This window comes from Streptomyces sp. NPDC056580, from assembly GCF_042793175.1.
Taxonomy (GTDB): domain Bacteria; phylum Actinomycetota; class Actinomycetes; order Streptomycetales; family Streptomycetaceae; genus Streptomyces.
In genome coordinates this window covers 303,841-320,645 of sequence record NZ_JBHTVE010000005.1, presented here as the reverse complement: position 1 = coordinate 320,645, position 16,805 = coordinate 303,841, and the positions used below count along the sequence as shown (strand labels likewise).

At 71.7% G+C, this 16,805-nt stretch carries 15 protein-coding genes; 7 read left to right on the top strand and 8 right to left on the bottom strand.

Annotated features, from left to right (window positions below; all coding sequences use genetic code 11):
- The first annotated feature begins 122 nt into the window (after window positions 1-122).
- Window positions 123-773, top strand: coding sequence for a GntR family transcriptional regulator (locus tag ACFQ9Z_RS12855; RefSeq protein WP_383015306.1), 651 nt, complete (start codon window positions 123-125; stop codon window positions 771-773).
- A complete protein-coding gene (locus ACFQ9Z_RS12850; protein ID WP_383015303.1) occupies window positions 770-2,065 on the top strand; it encodes a nitrate/nitrite transporter in 1,296 nt (431 codons plus the stop codon). Before ACFQ9Z_RS12855 ends, ACFQ9Z_RS12850 begins: the two co-directional genes overlap by 4 nt.
- 92 nt (window positions 2,066-2,157) lie before the next feature.
- Here the strand turns inward: ACFQ9Z_RS12850 and ACFQ9Z_RS12845 are convergent, their stop codons facing one another.
- Together ACFQ9Z_RS12845 and ACFQ9Z_RS12840 are read right to left on the bottom strand one after the other, a co-directional pair.
- The gene (locus ACFQ9Z_RS12845; protein WP_383015300.1) at window positions 2,158-2,916 is read right to left on the bottom strand and encodes an SAM-dependent methyltransferase; all 759 of its coding nucleotides are present in this window, start codon (window positions 2,914-2,916) and stop codon (window positions 2,158-2,160) included.
- Between the two features lie 174 nt (window positions 2,917-3,090).
- On the bottom strand, window positions 3,091-3,915 hold the full coding sequence (locus tag ACFQ9Z_RS12840; RefSeq protein WP_383015297.1) for a maleylpyruvate isomerase family mycothiol-dependent enzyme: 825 nt from the start codon (window positions 3,913-3,915) through the stop codon (window positions 3,091-3,093).
- 217 nt (window positions 3,916-4,132) lie between these two features.
- On the opposite strand from ACFQ9Z_RS12840, the gene ACFQ9Z_RS12835 reads away from it, so the two are divergent.
- Complete coding sequence (locus ACFQ9Z_RS12835) at window positions 4,133-4,951, top strand: carbon-nitrogen family hydrolase (protein ID WP_383015294.1); 819 nt, start codon at window positions 4,133-4,135, stop codon at window positions 4,949-4,951.
- Between the two features lie 74 nt (window positions 4,952-5,025).
- On the opposite strand, the gene ACFQ9Z_RS12830 is transcribed toward ACFQ9Z_RS12835, so the two are convergent.
- From ACFQ9Z_RS12830 to ACFQ9Z_RS12815, 4 genes are all read right to left on the bottom strand, one after another.
- The gene (locus ACFQ9Z_RS12830) at window positions 5,026-5,517 is read right to left on the bottom strand and encodes an LURP-one-related/scramblase family protein (RefSeq protein WP_383015291.1); all 492 of its coding nucleotides are present in this window, start codon (window positions 5,515-5,517) and stop codon (window positions 5,026-5,028) included.
- A gap of 61 nt (window positions 5,518-5,578) precedes the next feature.
- The gene (locus ACFQ9Z_RS12825) at window positions 5,579-5,833 is read right to left on the bottom strand and encodes a DUF6458 family protein (protein WP_383015288.1); all 255 of its coding nucleotides are present in this window, start codon (window positions 5,831-5,833) and stop codon (window positions 5,579-5,581) included.
- 131 nt (window positions 5,834-5,964) lie between these two features.
- Window positions 5,965-7,263 carry a M18 family aminopeptidase gene (locus tag ACFQ9Z_RS12820; RefSeq protein ID WP_383015284.1) on the bottom strand — a complete coding sequence of 433 codons (1,299 nt, stop codon included), beginning with the start codon at window positions 7,261-7,263 and terminating at the stop codon, window positions 5,965-5,967.
- Window positions 7,264-7,375: 112 nt separating this feature from the next.
- Window positions 7,376-9,202 (bottom strand): acyl-CoA dehydrogenase, encoded by a 1,827-nt coding sequence (locus ACFQ9Z_RS12815; protein ID WP_383015281.1) that lies wholly within the window; start codon window positions 9,200-9,202, stop codon window positions 7,376-7,378.
- A 143-nt stretch (window positions 9,203-9,345) separates the two neighbouring features.
- Here ACFQ9Z_RS12815 and ACFQ9Z_RS12810 point away from each other — a divergent pair, with 143 nt between their 5' ends.
- From ACFQ9Z_RS12810 to ACFQ9Z_RS12800, 3 genes are all read left to right on the top strand, one after another.
- On the top strand, window positions 9,346-9,819 hold the full coding sequence (locus tag ACFQ9Z_RS12810; protein ID WP_281294675.1) for an SseB family protein: 474 nt from the start codon (window positions 9,346-9,348) through the stop codon (window positions 9,817-9,819).
- A gap of 136 nt (window positions 9,820-9,955) precedes the next feature.
- Window positions 9,956-10,933 (top strand): pirin family protein, encoded by a 978-nt coding sequence (locus ACFQ9Z_RS12805; protein ID WP_383015276.1) that lies wholly within the window; start codon window positions 9,956-9,958, stop codon window positions 10,931-10,933.
- A gap of 158 nt (window positions 10,934-11,091) precedes the next feature.
- A complete protein-coding gene (locus ACFQ9Z_RS12800; protein WP_383015273.1) occupies window positions 11,092-12,138 on the top strand; it encodes an AI-2E family transporter in 1,047 nt (348 codons plus the stop codon).
- Here the strand turns inward: ACFQ9Z_RS12800 and ACFQ9Z_RS12795 are convergent.
- Window positions 12,108-14,228, bottom strand: a complete 2,121-nt coding sequence (locus ACFQ9Z_RS12795) for a SpoIIE family protein phosphatase (protein WP_383015270.1) — start codon at window positions 14,226-14,228, stop codon at window positions 12,108-12,110. The two genes, ACFQ9Z_RS12800 and ACFQ9Z_RS12795, sit on opposite strands and share 31 nt — an antisense overlap.
- A 176-nt stretch (window positions 14,229-14,404) precedes the next feature.
- Between ACFQ9Z_RS12795 and aspS the strand changes: the two genes are divergently transcribed.
- Window positions 14,405-16,168, top strand: a complete 1,764-nt coding sequence (gene aspS, locus ACFQ9Z_RS12790; RefSeq protein WP_383015267.1) for an aspartate--tRNA ligase — start codon at window positions 14,405-14,407, stop codon at window positions 16,166-16,168.
- Window positions 16,169-16,266: 98 nt separating this feature from the next.
- On the opposite strand, the gene ACFQ9Z_RS12785 is transcribed toward aspS, so the two are convergent.
- Window positions 16,267-16,623 carry an SH3 domain-containing protein gene (locus ACFQ9Z_RS12785; protein ID WP_383015264.1) on the bottom strand — a complete coding sequence of 119 codons (357 nt, stop codon included), beginning with the start codon at window positions 16,621-16,623 and terminating at the stop codon, window positions 16,267-16,269.
- Between the last annotated feature and the right edge of the window lie 182 nt (window positions 16,624-16,805).

Sequence of the window (16,805 nt, the reverse complement as noted above, 5' to 3'; positions counted from 1 at the left end):
GGCCGCAAGAGTGTGACATGTAAGTAGCACAGATGGTTGTGCGGGCGCTGGGGGCGATGTGCGTCACGTCCGCATGGTGGACGTGGACCCTCATGCGTACGTGTTGTATCTATCCTGTGGACATGGCCACGTCCGTGAAGCAACCACCCGCCGCCGACCGCGTCTACACCCATGTCAAACAAGGAGTGCTCGACCGCCGTTACGAGGGCGGGACGCTGCTCACCGAGGGCGAGCTGGCCGATGCCGTCGGGGTCTCGCGCACGCCCGTCCGGGAGGCGCTGCTCCGGCTGGAGATGGAGGGCCTGATCAGGCTCTACCCGAAGAAGGGCGCGCTGGTGCTGCCGGTGTCGGCGCAGGAGATCGCCGACGTGGTCGAGACCCGGCTGCTGGTGGAGGCGCACGCGGCGCGCAAGGCCGTGCCCGCCCCGCCGGGCCTGGTGGAGCGGCTCGCGGAGCTGCTGGAGCGGCAGAAGGAGCAGGCCGCCGCCGGCGACCTCGCCGCCGCCGCGGTGACCGACCGCTGCTTCCACGCCGAGATCGTGCGCAGCGGCGGCAACGAGATCCTGTCGCGGCTGTACGACCAGTTGCGCGACCGCCAGCTCCGGATGGGCGTAGCCGTCATGCAGTCGCACCCGGACCGGATCGCCAAGACGCTCGCCGAGCACGAGGAGATCCTCCAGGCCCTGCGCTCCGGTGACGCGGAGGCGGCCGTCGGGGTCGTGCACCGGCACGTGAGCTGGTTCTCCCACCTCGCGCGGGGTGAGGTGCGATGAGCGGCGCCACCCTGCCGGGTGACCCCCCGGGCGGCCGCCGCGCCGTTTGGATGTGGTCGATCGGCGTCTCGGTCTACTTCGTCGCCGTCATCTTCCGCACCTCCCTGGGCGTGGCCGGCCTGGACGCGGTCGAGCGCTTCCACGTGGGCGCCTCGGCGCTGTCGACCTTCTCGATCCTCCAGCTCCTGGTCTACGCCGGCATGCAGATACCCGTCGGCCTGCTCGTCGACCGGCTCGGCACCAAGAAGGTGCTGAGCCTCGGCGCGGTGCTGTTCACGCTGGGCCAGCTCGGCTTCGCCTTCTCGCCCTCCTACGGCATGGCGCTGGCCTCGCGCGCGCTGCTCGGCTGCGGTGACGCGCTGACCTTCATCAGCGTGCTGCGCCTCGGCACCCGCTGGTTCCCCGCCCGGCGCGGGCCGCTGGTCGCCCAGCTCGCGGGCCTGGTGGGCATGGCCGGGAACCTGGTATCGACCCTGGTCATCGCCCGGCTGCTGCACGGCATCGGCTGGACCGCCGCGTTCGCCGGCAGCGCGCTGGCCGGCGCGGTCGTGCTCGTCCTGACGCTGCTGTTCCTGAAGGACCACCCCGAGGGGCACGAGCCCGCGCCGTCCCCGCACCAGGGCGCGGTCTACGTCCGCCGGCAGATCGCGGCGGCCTGGCGGGAGCCCGGTACCCGGCTGGGTCTGTGGGTGCACTTCACCACCCAGTTCCCGGCGATGGTCTTCCTGCTGCTGTGGGGCCTGCCGTTCCTGGTCCAGGCGCAGGGCCTGAGCCGCGCCACGGCCGGTGAGCTGCTCACCCTGGTCGTGCTGTCCAACATGGTGATCGGCCTGGTCTACGGCCAGGTCGTGGCCCGGCACCACGCGGCCCGGCTGCCGCTGGCGCTCGGCACGGTGGCCGCGACGGCGCTGATGTGGGCGGTGACGCTCGCCTACCCGGCCGAGCACGCGCCGATGTGGCTGCTGGTGGTGCTGTGCGCGGTGCTCGGCGCCTGCGGCCCCGCCTCGATGCTCGGCTTCGACTTCGCCCGCCCGGCCAACCCGCCCGAGCGACAGGGCACCGCCTCCGGCATCACCAACATGGGCGGTTTCATCGCCTCGATGACGACGCTGTTCGCGATCGGTGTGCTGCTCGACGCGACCGGCGACGACTACACCGTGGCCTTCTCCGCGGTGTTCGTCCTGCAGGCACTCGGGGTCAGCCAGATCCTCCGCCTGCGCGGCCGGGCCGCCCGCCGCGAGCGGGAACGCCTGGTGGCGAGCCGGGTGGAAACGGTCCACGTACCCGCGTGAACCGCGCCCCCGGGCGTGCGGGGCGGCCGGCGCCCAGCGCCGGGAGGGGGACCGGCGGACGCGTCCCGCGGGCCCGCATACCCCGGAGCGCGTCAGCGGGCGACCGGCACCAGCGTGAGGTAGGCGAGGCCGAGGACGCCCCGGTAGGCCATCCACCGGGCCCGGTGCCGGTCGAGGCGGTCGCGGACCGCCGCGGCCGAGGGATGTCGCGGGTGGGCGGCGAGCCACACCTCGGCGTCCGCCTGGTACCCGGACTCGAACGCCTCCCACTCGTCCCGGCTCGCGGTCTCCGTCCACTCGGGCCGGAAACCGGCCCCGACGGCGAGGTCGAGCAGGGCGCCCAGGTCGCAGTGGTCCGCAGCGGACGCCTCCGGCCACATCCGGGCCAGCTCGTGCGGGGCCGGGGGGCGCTCCCAGAAGCCCTCGCCGAGCACCACCCGACCGTCGTCGGCCACCAGCCGCCGCAGCTCGCGCAGCGCCTCGGCGGTCGGCGACGCGGCCGTGCTCAGCGCCTGGCTCGCGCCCAGGCACAGCACCAGGTCGGCGGGTCCGCGCCGGGTCCCGAGCGCGGACTCCTCGGCGAACTCCACACGGTCCGCCAGGCCGCGCAGCCCGGCGTCGCGCCGCCCGCGGGCCAGGTCCTCTCCGTTGACGTCGACGCCTGTCCCGCGGGCTCCGGGCACCGCCTCCAGCACCCGGAGCAGCAGTTCGCCCCAGCCGCAGCCGACGTCCAGGACGGTCCGGGGCCGCGCCGCGGCCAGCCGCCGTACCAGCGCCGTCGCCCGGGCGTCGGAGAGGGGGCCGTGGAAGGAGAGGCGGGTGAGCCGGGGAGGGCCGTCGTCGTCGGTCATGGGGGCACGCTAGTGAGCCGGGCGGCGCCGGTCACCGGAATATCCCGCCCGCCCCACGCGCGGAAGCCGCTCCACGTACGGAAGCCGCCCCGGGCGCGAGCCGACCCACGCCCGAGCCGTCCCATGCCCGAGCCGACGTGCGTCCCGAGGCCGCCGTGCCCGGCGCGCGTTCCGTTACGGCGTCACCCTGAGGTTCCGCAGGATCGCCGACGTCAGTTCGGGCTCGCCCTCGGTCTTCACCCGGTCCGCCACCGCCTCCGGGGTCACCCGGCCGCAGGAGAGCCGGACGTAGGTCTCCCAGTCGAGGGTGAGGGTGGCCGCCGGACCGAGGGCGGGCGCGGTCTCCAGGGTGCCGCGGCCCTGGATGTCGACTCGGATCGTGCGCAGGAACTCGACGGGCCCGTGCACGTCGAAGACGATCGCGGAGCTGCGCGGCGCGTTCGCGTCCTTCGCGACGATCCTGGGCAGCGCCTCCAGCAGCACGTCGCGGGCGACGTGCGCGCCCGGCGAGTCGAGGTTGCCGGGGCGGGCGAGGGCCGCGCGCAGGTCCTGCTCGTGCACCCACACGTCGAACGCCCTGTTGCGCATCGCCTGTTCGAGGGTGATCTCGCGGCCCATCGGGCCGCGCACCGTGGTGCCGGGGTCACGGGACTCGTTGCGAAGCTGGCGGTTCCTGCGGATGACGGTGTACTCCAGCTCCGCCGTCATCTCCGGCGCCGTGTGGTGGCGGCGGACGTCGACCTGCATCTCCATGTACCGCTGGTGCTCGTTGGTGACGTGGAAGAGGTCACGGGGCAGGGTGTGGATGGGCCGCGGGTCGCCGAGCATCTCGCAGTCCAGGCCGATGACGTGCGAGACCACGTCGCGCACGGACCAGCCCGGGCACGGGGTCCGCCGGTTCCACTCGGCCTCCGGGAGCGGCTGCACCAGCTCGGATATCGCTTCGATGGAGTGGGTCCAGGCGTCGGCGTAGGGCTGGAGGGTGGGATGCAGACTCACGGAACGGGACCCCTCGGCGGTCGGTACACGGGCAGGTTGCGGCGGCGTTGCCGGCGGACGGTGGCTGCACTCGGCGGGTGTCGTGGCGCTCCCCCGGCTCTCGACTCCGCTCGAGCGGGGGAACCCCAAGTTACGCTGCTGCGAGGCACCCCGGCAGTGCTTTCGTGTGACGATCGTAGGCCTGTATGGACGACTCGAATGCCAGGACGGTGGTAGTGTGCGCGCCTCGCTGATCCAGATCGCCGTGGACGAGGGCGAATCGGTGGCCTCCCGACGGCGGCGGGCGGCCGCTCTTGTCCGGGAGCAGGCCGGCTCCGACCTCGTGGTCCTGCCCGAGCTGTGGACCACCGGCGCCTTCGCCTACGAGGAGTTCGGCACGGAGGCCGAACCGCTCGAGGGACCGACGTTCGAGGCGATGGCCAAGGCGGCGAGCGACGCCGGCGTGTGGCTGCACGCCGGTTCGATCCCGGAGCGGGCCGCGTCCGGGGACGGCTCCGCCGCGGCGGACGGCCCCCTCTACAACACCTCTCTGGTCTTCTCGCCCTCCGGTGACCTGGTCGCGGCCTACCGGAAGATCCACCGCTTCGGCTTCGACAAGGGCGAGGCCGTGCTGATGAGCGCTGGTCGGGACGCGGTGACGGTGCCTCTGCCCCGCACCACCCTCGGCGTCGCCACCTGCTACGACCTCCGCTTCCCCGAACTGTTCCGCACCCTGGTCGACGCGGGCGCCGAGACGCTGGTGATCCCGGCCGGCTGGCCCGAGCGGCGGCGGGCGCACTGGACGCTGCTGGCCAGGGCGCGGGCGGTGGAGAACCAGGCGTTCGTGCTCGCCTGCGGAACGGCCGGGACGCACGCCGGGGTCCCGCAGGCGGGCCACTCGATCGTGGTCGATCCGTGGGGCGAGGTGCTCGCCGAGGCGGGCGCGGGCGAGGAGGTCCTCACGGTGGAGTTCGACCCCGCGAAGGTGGCGGTCACCCGTGAGCAGTTCCCGGCCCTGAAGGACCGCATGATGGGCCTGGAGCCGCCGCGCCGCTGAGCCGCCGACCGCCACGCTGCTGAGCCGCGCCCCGGCGCCGCAGCCGGGGTCCCACCCTGCCGCGGCCCCGGCGCTCAGTCCTCGCGCTCCTTCTCCGCCAGATGGATCACGCACACCGCCACCGCGATCAGCAGCGCCGGGTCCGCGTCCTCCCGGACGACGTCGACGCCGTACGTCTCCCGGACGTGCAGCCAGCGCCGGGAGATGACGGCGAGCAGTTCGCCGTCGTACTCGACGGCGAACTCACGGTCGAGGATCTTGCCGCTGACGTCCAGGTCGGTGCCGTCGGCCAGGGACACCCGGTAGTGGTTGCGCAGCAGGGACAGCCGCTTGCGCCGGATCGTGGCCAGGCCCTCGCCGTCCCGTTCGATCACCATGGTGTCGCGCAGGGCGAACATCTTCTGGTGGATGTCGATGAGGACGCGCCCCTGGGCGTCCTTCAGCTCGAAGGTGTCCCGCAGCCGCATGGCCTTGCCGTCGACGAGGAACACCTTCTGGCCGTGTTCGTCCTCGATCCAGTAGTCGTCACCGATGCCGAGGAGTCGGTCGCGCACGAGGAATCTCATACGGTCACCGTTCCCCGGCGCCGGGCGGTCGTCACAAAGCCGTCGCCGGGCCGGGGGACCCTCACACGCCGTAGCCGTCGGTGTAGCCGTCGCGGCCGTGATGGTGGTGGTGCGGTTCCTCCTCGACCACCGGCGTCGACGGCACCACGACCCGGCGGCGCCGTGCGATGCCGCTGAACGTGGCGATGCCGATGAGACCGACGGCCATGAAGATGATCCCGACGAGGTCGAGGTTGACTCCCTGCATGTGCCAGTCCGTCGCGAACGTCAGGATGGCACCCAGGGCGATGAGGATGATGCAACCGCCGAGGCCCATTGTCGTCGCCTCCCCTTCCGGTTCCGGAATCTCCGGTGCGCTCCGGGTACCCGGAGCCGCCCCGAACATGTGTGGGGGCGGCGCGTGACGGTCGCTCAGGGGCCGGGCCGGGGCGGGCCGGACGGCGGGGCTCAGTCCTCCAGGAACGCCACCAGGGCGTTCGCCAGCAGGAACGGGTCGTCAGCGCCGCACAGTTCACGCGCGCTGTGCATCGACAGGATCGCCACGCCGATGTCGACGGTGCGGATGCCGTGCCGGGCCGCGGTGATCGGGCCGATGGTGGTGCCGCACGGCATGGAGTTGTTGGACACGAAGCTCTGGAACGGCACGCCCGCCCGCTCGCAGGTGGCGGTGAACACCGCGCGGCCCGAACCGTCCGTGGCGTAGCGGTTGTTGACGTTGACCTTAAGGATCGGCCCGCCGTTGACCCGCGGGTGGTGCGTCGGGTCGTGCCGCTCGGCGTAGTTGGGGTGGACGGCGTGGCCGGTGTCGGAGGACAGGCAGACGGTGCCGGCGAAGGCGCGCGCCCGGTCCTCGTAGGAGCCGCCGCGCGCGAACACCGAGCGCTCCAGGACCGAGCCGAGCAGCGGGCCGTCCGCGCCGGTGTCCGACTGCGAGCCGTTCTCCTCGTGGTCGAAGGCGGCCAGCACGGGGATGTGGCCGAGCGCGGCGCCCGAGGACGCGGCGGCGGCCAGGGCGGCCGTGCCGGCGTGCACGGACAGCAGGTTGTCCATCCGGGGGCCGGCGACCAGTTCACGGTCCCGGCCGAGGTAGGCCGGCGCCTCCACCGGGTGCACCATGAGGTCCCAGCCGGCCACCGAGCCGGCGGCGAGCCCGGCCTCCTCCTCCAGGAAGGCGATCAGGCCGCCGTCGCGCAGGTCGTCGCCGAGTCCCCAGACGGGCTGCAGGTGGCGCTGCTTGTCGAGCTTGAGGCCGTCGCTGTTGACCGCGCGGTCCAGGTGGATGGCGAGCTGCGGCACCCGCAGCAGCGGGCGGTTCACGTCGACGAGGACGGCGCTGCCGTCGCGCAGGGTCAGCCGGCCGGCCAGGCCCAGGTCCCGGTCGAGCCAGGAGTTCAGCAGGGGGCCGCCGTAGATCTCCACCGCGACCTGCCGCCAGCCGTGGGCGCCGGTGTCGGGCAGCGGCTTGACCCGCAGGTTCGGCGAGTCGGTGTGGGCGCCGATGATGCGGAAGGGGGTGTGCGGTGCGGCGCCCTCGGGGACGTACCAGGCGACGATCGCGCCACCGCGCAGCACGTACTTGCCGCCGCTCGTACCGTCCCAGGCGTCCGTCTCGGCGACCTGCCTGAAGCCCGCCTTCTCCAGCCGCTCGGCGGTGTTCGCCACGGCGTGGTACGGCGACGGGCTCGCCGCCAGGAAGGACATCAGGTCGTCGGTGTGGCCGCGGTCGAAGCGGGCTGCTGCGCTCATGGGTTTACCTTAACGACGTGCGTGGGCCCGCCCCCGGTACGGGAGCGGGCCCACGACCGCGGTCGGTGGACGCGGAACGGGCCGCCCGGCGCGCGGCCGGCCCGGGTCCGTCCTAGAAGGCGGCCTCGTCCAGCTCCATCAGGTCGAGCTCGACGCCCTCCGCGACCTTGCGGGCCAGGGTGACGCCCGGCAGCACGTTGGCCGCGAAGAACTTCGCCGCAGCGATCTTGCCGGTGTAGAACGCCTTGTCCTTCGCCGAGGCCGTCTGCAGCTTCTCGGCGGCGACGGCGGCGCCCTTCAGCAGCAGGTAGCCGACCACGACGTCGCCGGAGGCGAGCAGCAGGCGGCTGGTGTTCAGGCCCACCTTGTAGATGTTCTTGACGTCCTGCTCGGTGGCCGCGAGGTCGGTCAGCATCAGGCCGACGATGGCCTCCAGCTCGACGGCCGCCTTCGCGAGGTTCTCGCGGGCGCCCGCCAGCTCCTCGCCGCCGGTGCCGAGCGCCAGGAACTTCTTGATGTCCTCGGCGAGCGAGTTCAGCGCGGCGCCCTGGTTGCGGACGATCTTCCGGAAGAAGAAGTCCTGGCCCTGGATCGCGGTCGTGCCCTCGTACAGGGTGTCGATCTTGGCGTCGCGGATGTACTGCTCGATCGGGTACTCCTGCAGGAAGCCGGAGCCGCCGAAGGTCTGCAGCGACTGGGCGAGCTGCTCGTAGCCCTTCTCGGAGCCGTAGCCCTTGACGATCGGCAGGAGCAGGTCGTTGAGCGCGTGCTCGGCCTTGGCGTCCTCACCGTTCGCCTCCTTGACCGCGATGGCGTCCTGGATCGAGGCCGTGTAGAGGACGAGGGCGCGCATGCCCTCGGCGTACGCCTTCTGCGTCATCAGCGAGCGGCGGACGTCGGGGTGGTGCGTGATGGTGACCTTGGGCGCGGTCTTGTCCATGAAGTTCGCCAGGTCGGGGCCCTGCACGCGCTCCTTGGCGTACTCCAGGGCGTTGAGGTAGCCCGTGGAGAGGGTGGAGATCGCCTTCGTGCCGACCATCATGCGGGCGAACTCGATGATGCGGAACATCTGGCGGATGCCGTCGTGCTTGTCGCCGATCAGCCAGCCCTTCGCGGGGTGCCGGTCGCCGAAGGTCATCTCGCAGGTGTTGGAGGCCTTCAGGCCCATCTTGTGCTCGACGTTGGTGGCGTAGACGCCGTTGCGCTCGCCCAGCTCGCCGGTCTCGAAGTCGAAGAGGTACTTCGGGACGAGGAAGAGGGACAGGCCCTTGGTGCCGGGGCCGGCGCCCTCGGGGCGGGCGAGCACGTAGTGGAGGATGTTCTCCTCCATGTCGTGCTCACCGGAGGTGATGAAGCGCTTCACGCCCTCGATGTACCAGGAGCCGTCCTCCTGCTGGACGGCCTTGGTGCGGCCGGCGCCCACGTCGGAGCCCGCGTCGGGCTCGGTGAGCACCATCGTGGAGCCCCAGGTCCGCTCGACGGCGATCCGCGCGATGTTCTTCTGGACGTCGTTGCCCTCGTCGAAGAGGATGCCGGCGAACGCCGGGCCGGAGGAGTACATCCACACGGCCGGGTTCGCGCCGAGGACCAGCTCGGCGTAGGCCCAGATCAGGGACGGCGGGGCCGTGGTGCCGCCGATCTCCTCGGGCAGGCCCAGGCGCCAGTACTCGGACTCCATGAAGGCCTTGTAGCTCTTCTTGAAGGACGCCGGGACGGGCGCGGTGTTCGTCTCCGGGTCGAAGACGGGCGGGTTGCGGTCCGCGTCCGCGAAGGACTCGGCCAACTCGTTCTCCGCCAGGCGCGTCAGCTCCTCGAGGACGCTCCTGGCGGTGTCCGTGTCCATCTCGCCGAACGGGCCGGTGCCGTAAAGCTTGTCGCGCCCGAGTACTTCGAACAGGTTGAACTCGATGTCGCGGAGGTTCGACTTGTAGTGCCCCATGGTGACGGCTCCGTATCGGACTCGGCGAGGCACTGTCTCCTCGCATCTGGTTCACGTACCAACAAGTAGTTCCGATGATGCTACCCGTCGGTAATAAGACGCAAGCCCGATCCGGTCATCTGTGACTGAGTACTCTTCTGCGCATGTACGGATACGGCCAGCCCATGGACGGTGGCGCCGCTCAGCAGAGTTACGTCCCTCCGCAGCAGGGCGGTGTCGGCGGGTACGGACAGCAGCCTCCGCTCTATCCGGAGCCGTCCCCACCCTCGCTCGCGGACGCGGTGCGCGCCTTCACCACCGGTCAGATGCCCGCCGAGGACTTCCAGCAGATCTTCGCCACCTCGAAGGTGTACTGCCCGCGCGGTGACACCCCGGGCTTCCTCGCCCTGCACAACACGCAGCAGCCGGTGATCCCGATGTTCACCTCGCTCAAGGAGCTGCGCCGGTACGCGGGCAAGGAGTCCAAGTACTTCGTGATCACCGGGGCCGAGGTGATCGACCTGCTGCCGAGCGGCTACGGCTTCGTCCTGGACATGGAGGGCGAGCACCGGATGGTGTTCGACGCCAAGGCGGTCGAGCAGATGGTCGACTTCGCCATGCGCCGCATGTACGGCTAGCCGCCATCGCTGCGCACACGCCGGCCGCCCCGCAGCCGCCGCGAGCCCGGAGGGAATGCCCTCCGGGCTCGCTCTGTTGCGGGGTGGCAGAAAGTTCAACGCTCAACTAAACTGGGTACACAAGGAGGTACCGACCATGCCTGCAGTGACCGTCGAGAACCCGCTGACCCTGCCCCGCGTGACCGCTCCCGCCGACGCGGTGGCACGGCCCGTGCTCACCGTCACGACCGCCCCGGGCGGTTTCGAGGGCGAGGGCTTCCCGGTGCGCCGGGCGTTCGCCGGGATCAACTACCGGCACCTCGCCCCGTTCATCATGATGGACCAGATGGGTGAGGTGGAGTACGCGCCGGGCGAGCCCAAGGGCACCCCCTGGCACCCGCACCGCGGCTTCGAGACCGTCACCTACATCATCGACGGGATCTTCGACCACCAGGACTCCAACGGCGGTGGCGGCACCATCACCAACGGCGACACCCAGTGGATGACCGCGGGCTCGGGCCTGCTGCACATCGAGGCCCCGCCGGAGCAGCTCGTCATGTCCGGCGGTCTCTTCCACGGGCTGCAGCTCTGGGTGAACCTCCCGGCCAAGGACAAGATGATGGCCCCGCGCTACCAGGACATCCGCGGCGGCAGCGTCCAGCTCCTGACGACCCCGGACGGCGGCGCGCTGCTGCGCGTGATCGCGGGCGAGCTCGACGGCCACGCGGGCCCCGGCATCACGCACACGCCGATCACGATGATCCACGCGACCCTGGCCCCGGGCGCCGAGGTCACCCTGCCCTGGCGCGAGGACTTCAACGGCCTCGCCTACGTCATGGCCGGCCGCGGCAGCGTCGGCGCCGAGCGCCGGCCGATCCGCCTCGGCCAGACCGCCGTCTTCGGCGCGGGTGGCTCCCTCACCGTCCGCGCGGACGAGAAGCAGGACTCCAACACCCCGGACCTGGAGGTCGTCCTCCTCGGCGGGCAGCCGATCCGTGAGCCCATGGCCCACTACGGCCCGTTCGTCATGAACACCAAGGAAGAGCTGATGCAGGCGTTCGAGGACTTCCAGAAGGGCCGCCTCGGCACGGTCCCGGCCGTCCACGGCATGACCCCGAACGGCCCCCAGGCCTGACCCCGAAGGCCCTGACGGCCTGATCCGCCCGTCCCGTCGCCCGGACCGCGCACCCAGCGGCCCGGGCGACGGCCGTGCGGGCGCCGGGCGCCGTGCCCCTCACCCGGCCGGACCCGTGCGGCAGGACAGACGGGCCCGGGGCGTGGTCGGCTGGGACCGTGCCGCTGTTGCCCGAGTCCGTGCGCCGTCTCGCCGCCTGGTGTGCCGTCGTGCTGCTGGTCGCCGGGGTCGGGTGGATCGTGATCCGGCTGTGCGAGGTGCTGCGCACCGCCGTCGTGCCGGTGCTGCTCGCGCTGCTCGGCACGGCGCTGCTCGGGCCGCTGTACCGGCGGCTGGTGCGGGCCAGGGTGCAGCGGTCGCTCGCCGCCGGGCTGACCTGCGTCGCCGTGGTGGCCGTCGTCGGCGGCGCCGTTTACATCGTGGTCGCCGCGCTCGTCGACACCGGCGACCAGATCATCGCCTCCGTACGCCAGGCCGTCAGGGCCCTGACGAAGCACTTCGGGGCCGCCGGGACCGGTCTCGACGACCTGATCGGCAACGCCAGGAAGCTGCTGGGCAAGTACGGCGGGACCGCGGCCTCCAACGTCCTCAGCGGGGTCGGCGTGGTGGGCGAGTACCTGGCGATGGCGCTGCTCGCGCTGCTGCTCGTCTTCTTCTTCCTGCGCGACTCGCACCGGGCGGCCGCCGCCCTGCGGTCCGTCGCACCGGGCGCCCGCGGCGAGGAGCTGGAGGCGATGGCCCGGCGCGCCTTCGGGGCGGTGCAGGGGTTCATGCGGGGCACCACGCTGATCGCCCTCATCGACGCCGTCTGCATCACCGTCGGCCTGCTGATCCTGCGGGTGCCCGGCGCGATCGGGCTCGGCGCGCTCGTCTTCGTCGGCGCCTACATCCCCTACCTGGGCGCCTTCATCTCCGGGACGGTGTCCGTGCTGGTCGCGCTCGCCGACCGCGGTTTCGTGATCGCGCTGTGGGCGCTCGGAGTGGTGCTCGCGGTGCAGGTGCTGGAGGGGCACGTGCTCCAGCCGGTCATCCAGAGCCGGACCGTGCAGATGCATCCCGCGGTGGTGCTGCTGGCGATCACCGCAGGGGCGTCCGTGGCGGGCATCATCGGCATACTGCTCTCGGTGCCGCTGACCGCGGCCGCCGTCGGGGTCGTCGACGAGCTGCGCGAGCGTCACACGGCGGCCGGGCCGTCGGACTCGTAGAGCTCGAACCAGATGCTCTTGCCCTTGCCCCTGGGGTCCACGCCCCACAGGTCCGCGAGCAGCTCGATCAGCATCAGGCCGCGGCCGGAGGAGGCCAGTTCCCCGGGCCGGCGCCGGTGCGGGAGGTCGTCGCCGGAGTCCGTGACCTCCACCCGCAGCCGGCGTCCGCCCTGCCTGCCGGCGACCTCGGCGAGCAGCAGCGCGTCGGCGTCGGTGTGCACGAGGACGTTGGTGACCATCTCGGAGACCAGCAGCACCGCGGAGTCCACCTGCTCCGCCGACGCCCAGTCGTGCAGCAGCTCCCGCAGGTGCCGTCGGGCCTCGGCGATCCGCTCGGGCTCGTCCTGGGCCACCGGCAGCAGGGTGCGCCGCGGCCGGGACAGCGGGACCGGGACGCCGTCGTGGCCGCCGCCCGCGCCACGGCAGAGCAGCAGCAGCGCGATGTCGTCCTCGCGGCGGTCGGCGAGGGGTCCGGTGGTGTGGTGCGAGGACGGCCCGTGCACGCCCTGCACCAGCGCGTCGGCCATCGACTCCAGATCGCCCCGGTGGTCCTCCAGGATCGCGCGGATGCGCCGCCAGCCGCTCTCCATGTCGTGGCCGCCGGTCTCGATCAGGCCGTCGGTGCAGAGCATCAGCGTCTCGCCGGGCTCCAGCGTGAACCGGGTGGTCGGGTAGTCGGCGTCCGGGTCGACGCCCAGCGGCACGCCGCCCGCCGTCGGCCGCATCATCACCGTGCCGTCGGCCATCCGGATCGCCGGGTCCGGGTGCCCGGCGCGGGCGATCTCCAGCACGCCGGTGGCCGGGTCGGCCTCGACGTAGAGGCAGGTCGCGAAGCGCAGGTCGGTCATGTGCTCGTCGTGCGTGATGCCGTGCAGGAAGCGGGCGGCGCGGGAGAGCACGGCGTCCGGGCGGTGGCCCTCGGAGGCGTAGGCGCGCAGCGCGATCCGCAGCTGCCCCATCAGGCCGGCCGCGCGGACGTCGTGGCCCTGGACGTCGCCGATGGCCAGCGCGAACCTCCCCGCGGGCAGCGGGATCAGGTCGTACCAGTCGCCGCCGACCTGGAGCCCGCCACCGGTCGGGATGTAGCGGGCCGCCACCGTCATCCCGGGGATCTCCGGGCCCAGGGACGGCAGCATGGAGCGCTGCAGGCCCTCGGTCAGCTCCCGCTGGGTGTCGGCGGCGCCGGCCCGGTTCAGGGCCTGGGCGAGCATCCGGGCGACCGTGGTCAGGACCGCGCGCTCGTCGGGGGTGAAGGCCACCGGGTAGGTGAAGGCCGCCATCCAGGCGCCCATCGTGCGCCCGGCCGACGTCAGCGGCAGGAACGCCCAGGAGCGGCGCTCGAAGTGCCGGGCGAGGGGCCAGGTGCCGGGGTAGCGGGACCGGTACTGCTCGGGGGAGGAGAGGTAGACGGCCCGGCCGGTGCGGACCACCTCGGCCGCCGGGTAGTCCGCGGCGAGCGGCATGTGCAGGAAGGGGCGGTCCTCCCCGGGCTGCTGTCCGTGGTGGCCGATCACCGTCAGCCGGTCGCCCTCCACGCCGAACACCGCGAGCCCGTCCGGGGTGAACCCGGGCATGGACAGCCCGGCCGCGACCCGCAGCACCTCCGCCGTGGACCGCGCCTCCGCCAGGGCCCGGCCGGCGTCCAGCAGGAACGCCTCCCGTGAGCGCCGCCAGTCGCCGGTCACCGCGTTGCGGGCCGCCGCCGTGCCGGGGTTGGGCTCGGTGACCTCCTGGAGGGTGCCGATCAGCTCGTACGCCCGCCGGTCCGGGTCGAAGGACGGCTTCGACCGGCTGCGCACGACCCGTACGACCAGGCCCTCCTCGTCGATGATCCGGATCCGCACCTCGGCGAGCGTGCCCTCGTCGACCGCCAGCGGGACCACTCCGGTGATCTCGTTCCAGTCCTCCGGGTGCAGCCGGGCCCGGGTCTCGTTCTCCGTGAGGGTGACCGGCCGCGCGGGCAGGCCGAGCAGCCGCGCCGCCTCCGCGTCTACGGTGACCAGGCCGGCGGCCGTGTCCCAGTGCCACAGCCCGGTCGCGAGGGCGGCGAGGACGTCACCGACGGACGGCAGGGGCTCGCCTGTACGCATTGCCCCACTTTAGGAAGATGCGATCGATAACTGCCACCCTTGGCGGCGCGGTGAAAAGGTGGGGAGCCGATCTTGGGGTGCCCGGTACCCTTGATGGGTCCGGGCCCCGTGCCCGGCCCCCGCCGGGGCGGCAGTCCCGGCAGTCATCACCCCACCACGAAGGACGATGAACGACGATGCATCGGTACAGGTCCCACACCTGCGGCCAGCTCCGCGCCTCTGACGTCGGCACCGACGTCCGGCTGAGTGGCTGGCTGCACAACCGGCGCGACCTGGGCGGCATCCTCTTCATCGATCTGCGCGACCACTACGGCATCACGCAGCTCGTGGCCCGTCCCGGCACGCCCTCGTACGAGGCCCTGGACAAGCTCTCCAAGGAGTCCACGGTCCGCGTCGACGGACGCGTCGTCTCACGTGGCGCCGAGAACGTGAACGCCGACCTGCCCACCGGCGAGATCGAGGTCGAGGTCTCCGAGGTCGAGCTGCTCGGCGCGGCCGCCCCGCTGCCGTTCACCATCAACGCCGAGGACGGGGTCAACGAGGAGCGGCGCCTGGAGTACCGCTTCCTGGACCTGCGCCGCGAGCGCATGCACCGCAACATCATGCTGCGCACGGCCGTGATCTCCGCGATGCGGCACAAGATGGCGGCCATGGGCTTCAACGAGATGGCGACGCCGATCCTGTCCGCCACCTCCCCCGAGGGCGCCCGCGACTACGTCGTGCCCTCCCGGGTCCACCCCGGCAAGTTCTACGCGCTGCCGCAGGCCCCCCAGCAGTTCAAGCAGCTGCTGATGATCTCCGGCTTCGACCGCTACTTCCAGATCGCGCCCTGCTTCCGCGACGAGGACGCCCGCGCCGACCGCTCGCCGGGCGAGTTCTACCAGCTCGACGTCGAGATGAGCTTCGTGGAGCAGGAGGACGTCTTCCAGCCGATCGAGAAGCTCATGACGGAGCTGTTCGAGGAGTTCGGCGGCGGCCGCCATGTCACCTCGCCCTTCCCGCGCATCCCGTTCCGCGAGGCGATGCTGAAGTACGGCTCGGACAAGCCGGACCTGCGCGCCAAGCTGGAGCTCGTCGACATCACCGACGTGTTCGAGGGCTCGGAGTTCAAGGCGTTCGCCGGCAAGCACGTGCGCGCTCTGCCGGTGCCGGCGGTCCAGGACCAGCCGCGCAAGTTCTTCGACCAGCTCGGTGACTTCGCGGTCTCGCTGGGCGCGAAGGGCCTGGCGTGGGTGCGCGTCGGCGAGGACGGCGCGCTGTCCGGCCCGATCGCCAAGTTCCTGACCGACGACAACGTCGCCGAGCTGACCAAGCGCCTGTCGCTGGCGCCCGGCCACGCCGTCTTCTTCGGCGCCGGCGAGTTCGACGAGGTCTCGAAGATCATGGGCGCGGTGCGGGTCGAGGCCGCCCGGCGCGCGGGGCACTTCGAGGAGAACGTCTTCCGCTTCTGCTGGATCGTCGACTTCCCGATGTACGAGAAGGACGAGGAGACCGGCGCGATCGACTTCTCGCACAACCCGTTCTCGATGCCGCAGGGGGGCCTGGAGGCCCTGGAGAACCAGGACCCGCTGGACATCCTCGGCTGGCAGTACGACATCGTCTGCAACGGTGTCGAGCTGTCCTCCGGCGCCATCCGGAACCACGAGCCGGAGATCATGCTCAAGGCCTTCGAGATCGCCGGTTACGACCGCGAGACGGTCGAGGACAAGTTCGCCGGCATGCTCCGCGCCTTCCGTTTCGGCGCCCCGCCGCACGGCGGTATCGCGCCCGGCGTGGACCGGATCGTCATGCTCCTCGCGGACGAGCCCAACATTCGCGAGACGATCGCCTTCCCGCTCAACGGCAACGCCCAGGACCTGATGATGGGCGCGCCGACCGAACTGGACGAGTCCCGCCTGCGCGAGCTGCACCTTTCCATCCGGAAGCCGCAGCCGAAGTAATACGGGCGCCGTTCTCGCGACGGCCCGCAGGGGCGGCCCCCACAGGGGGCCGCCCCTTTTCGCTTTTCCGGATTTCCGCCCGGATTCCGTTTCGCGGATCAGAATCCGCAGTACACCCCGCTGCCGTAGTCGCTCAGCAGGTCGTCGCGGATCCAGCCGTACACGCCCGTGCTGTCGTTGCGGACGTACGTCCAGGTGTAGTCGCCCGCGACGGTGTAGCAGTGGTAGTCCAGCCGCTGGGTCGAGTAGGCCACCCCGTTGATCGAACAGTTCGTGCTGGAGCCGCTGCGCTCGTTGGCCCCGTTCGCCGTCTTGTTCCAGGCACTGCCGTCCTTGTCCGCCACGGTGGTGCCGCAGGAAGCGGCCGCCGAGGCGGGCGTGGTCGCCAGGGCGATCGGCAGGCTCGCGGCCACCGCCACGAGCGTGGGCAGAACGACTGCGAATCGACGCTTCATTGGTCCCCCATCGTCGTTGTTCCTGTCGCCTTCGCTTTTCCTTTCGTGTCACCCGGGATCGTCCGGGCCCCGAGTGGCACTAGTACGATTCGGTGCCGGACGGGCTGAAGAAATGCTTCCGACAAGGGATGTCCGTTTCTGTTCGATAGGCGTCCGAAAAGGGAACGATGGGGGAACAAGCC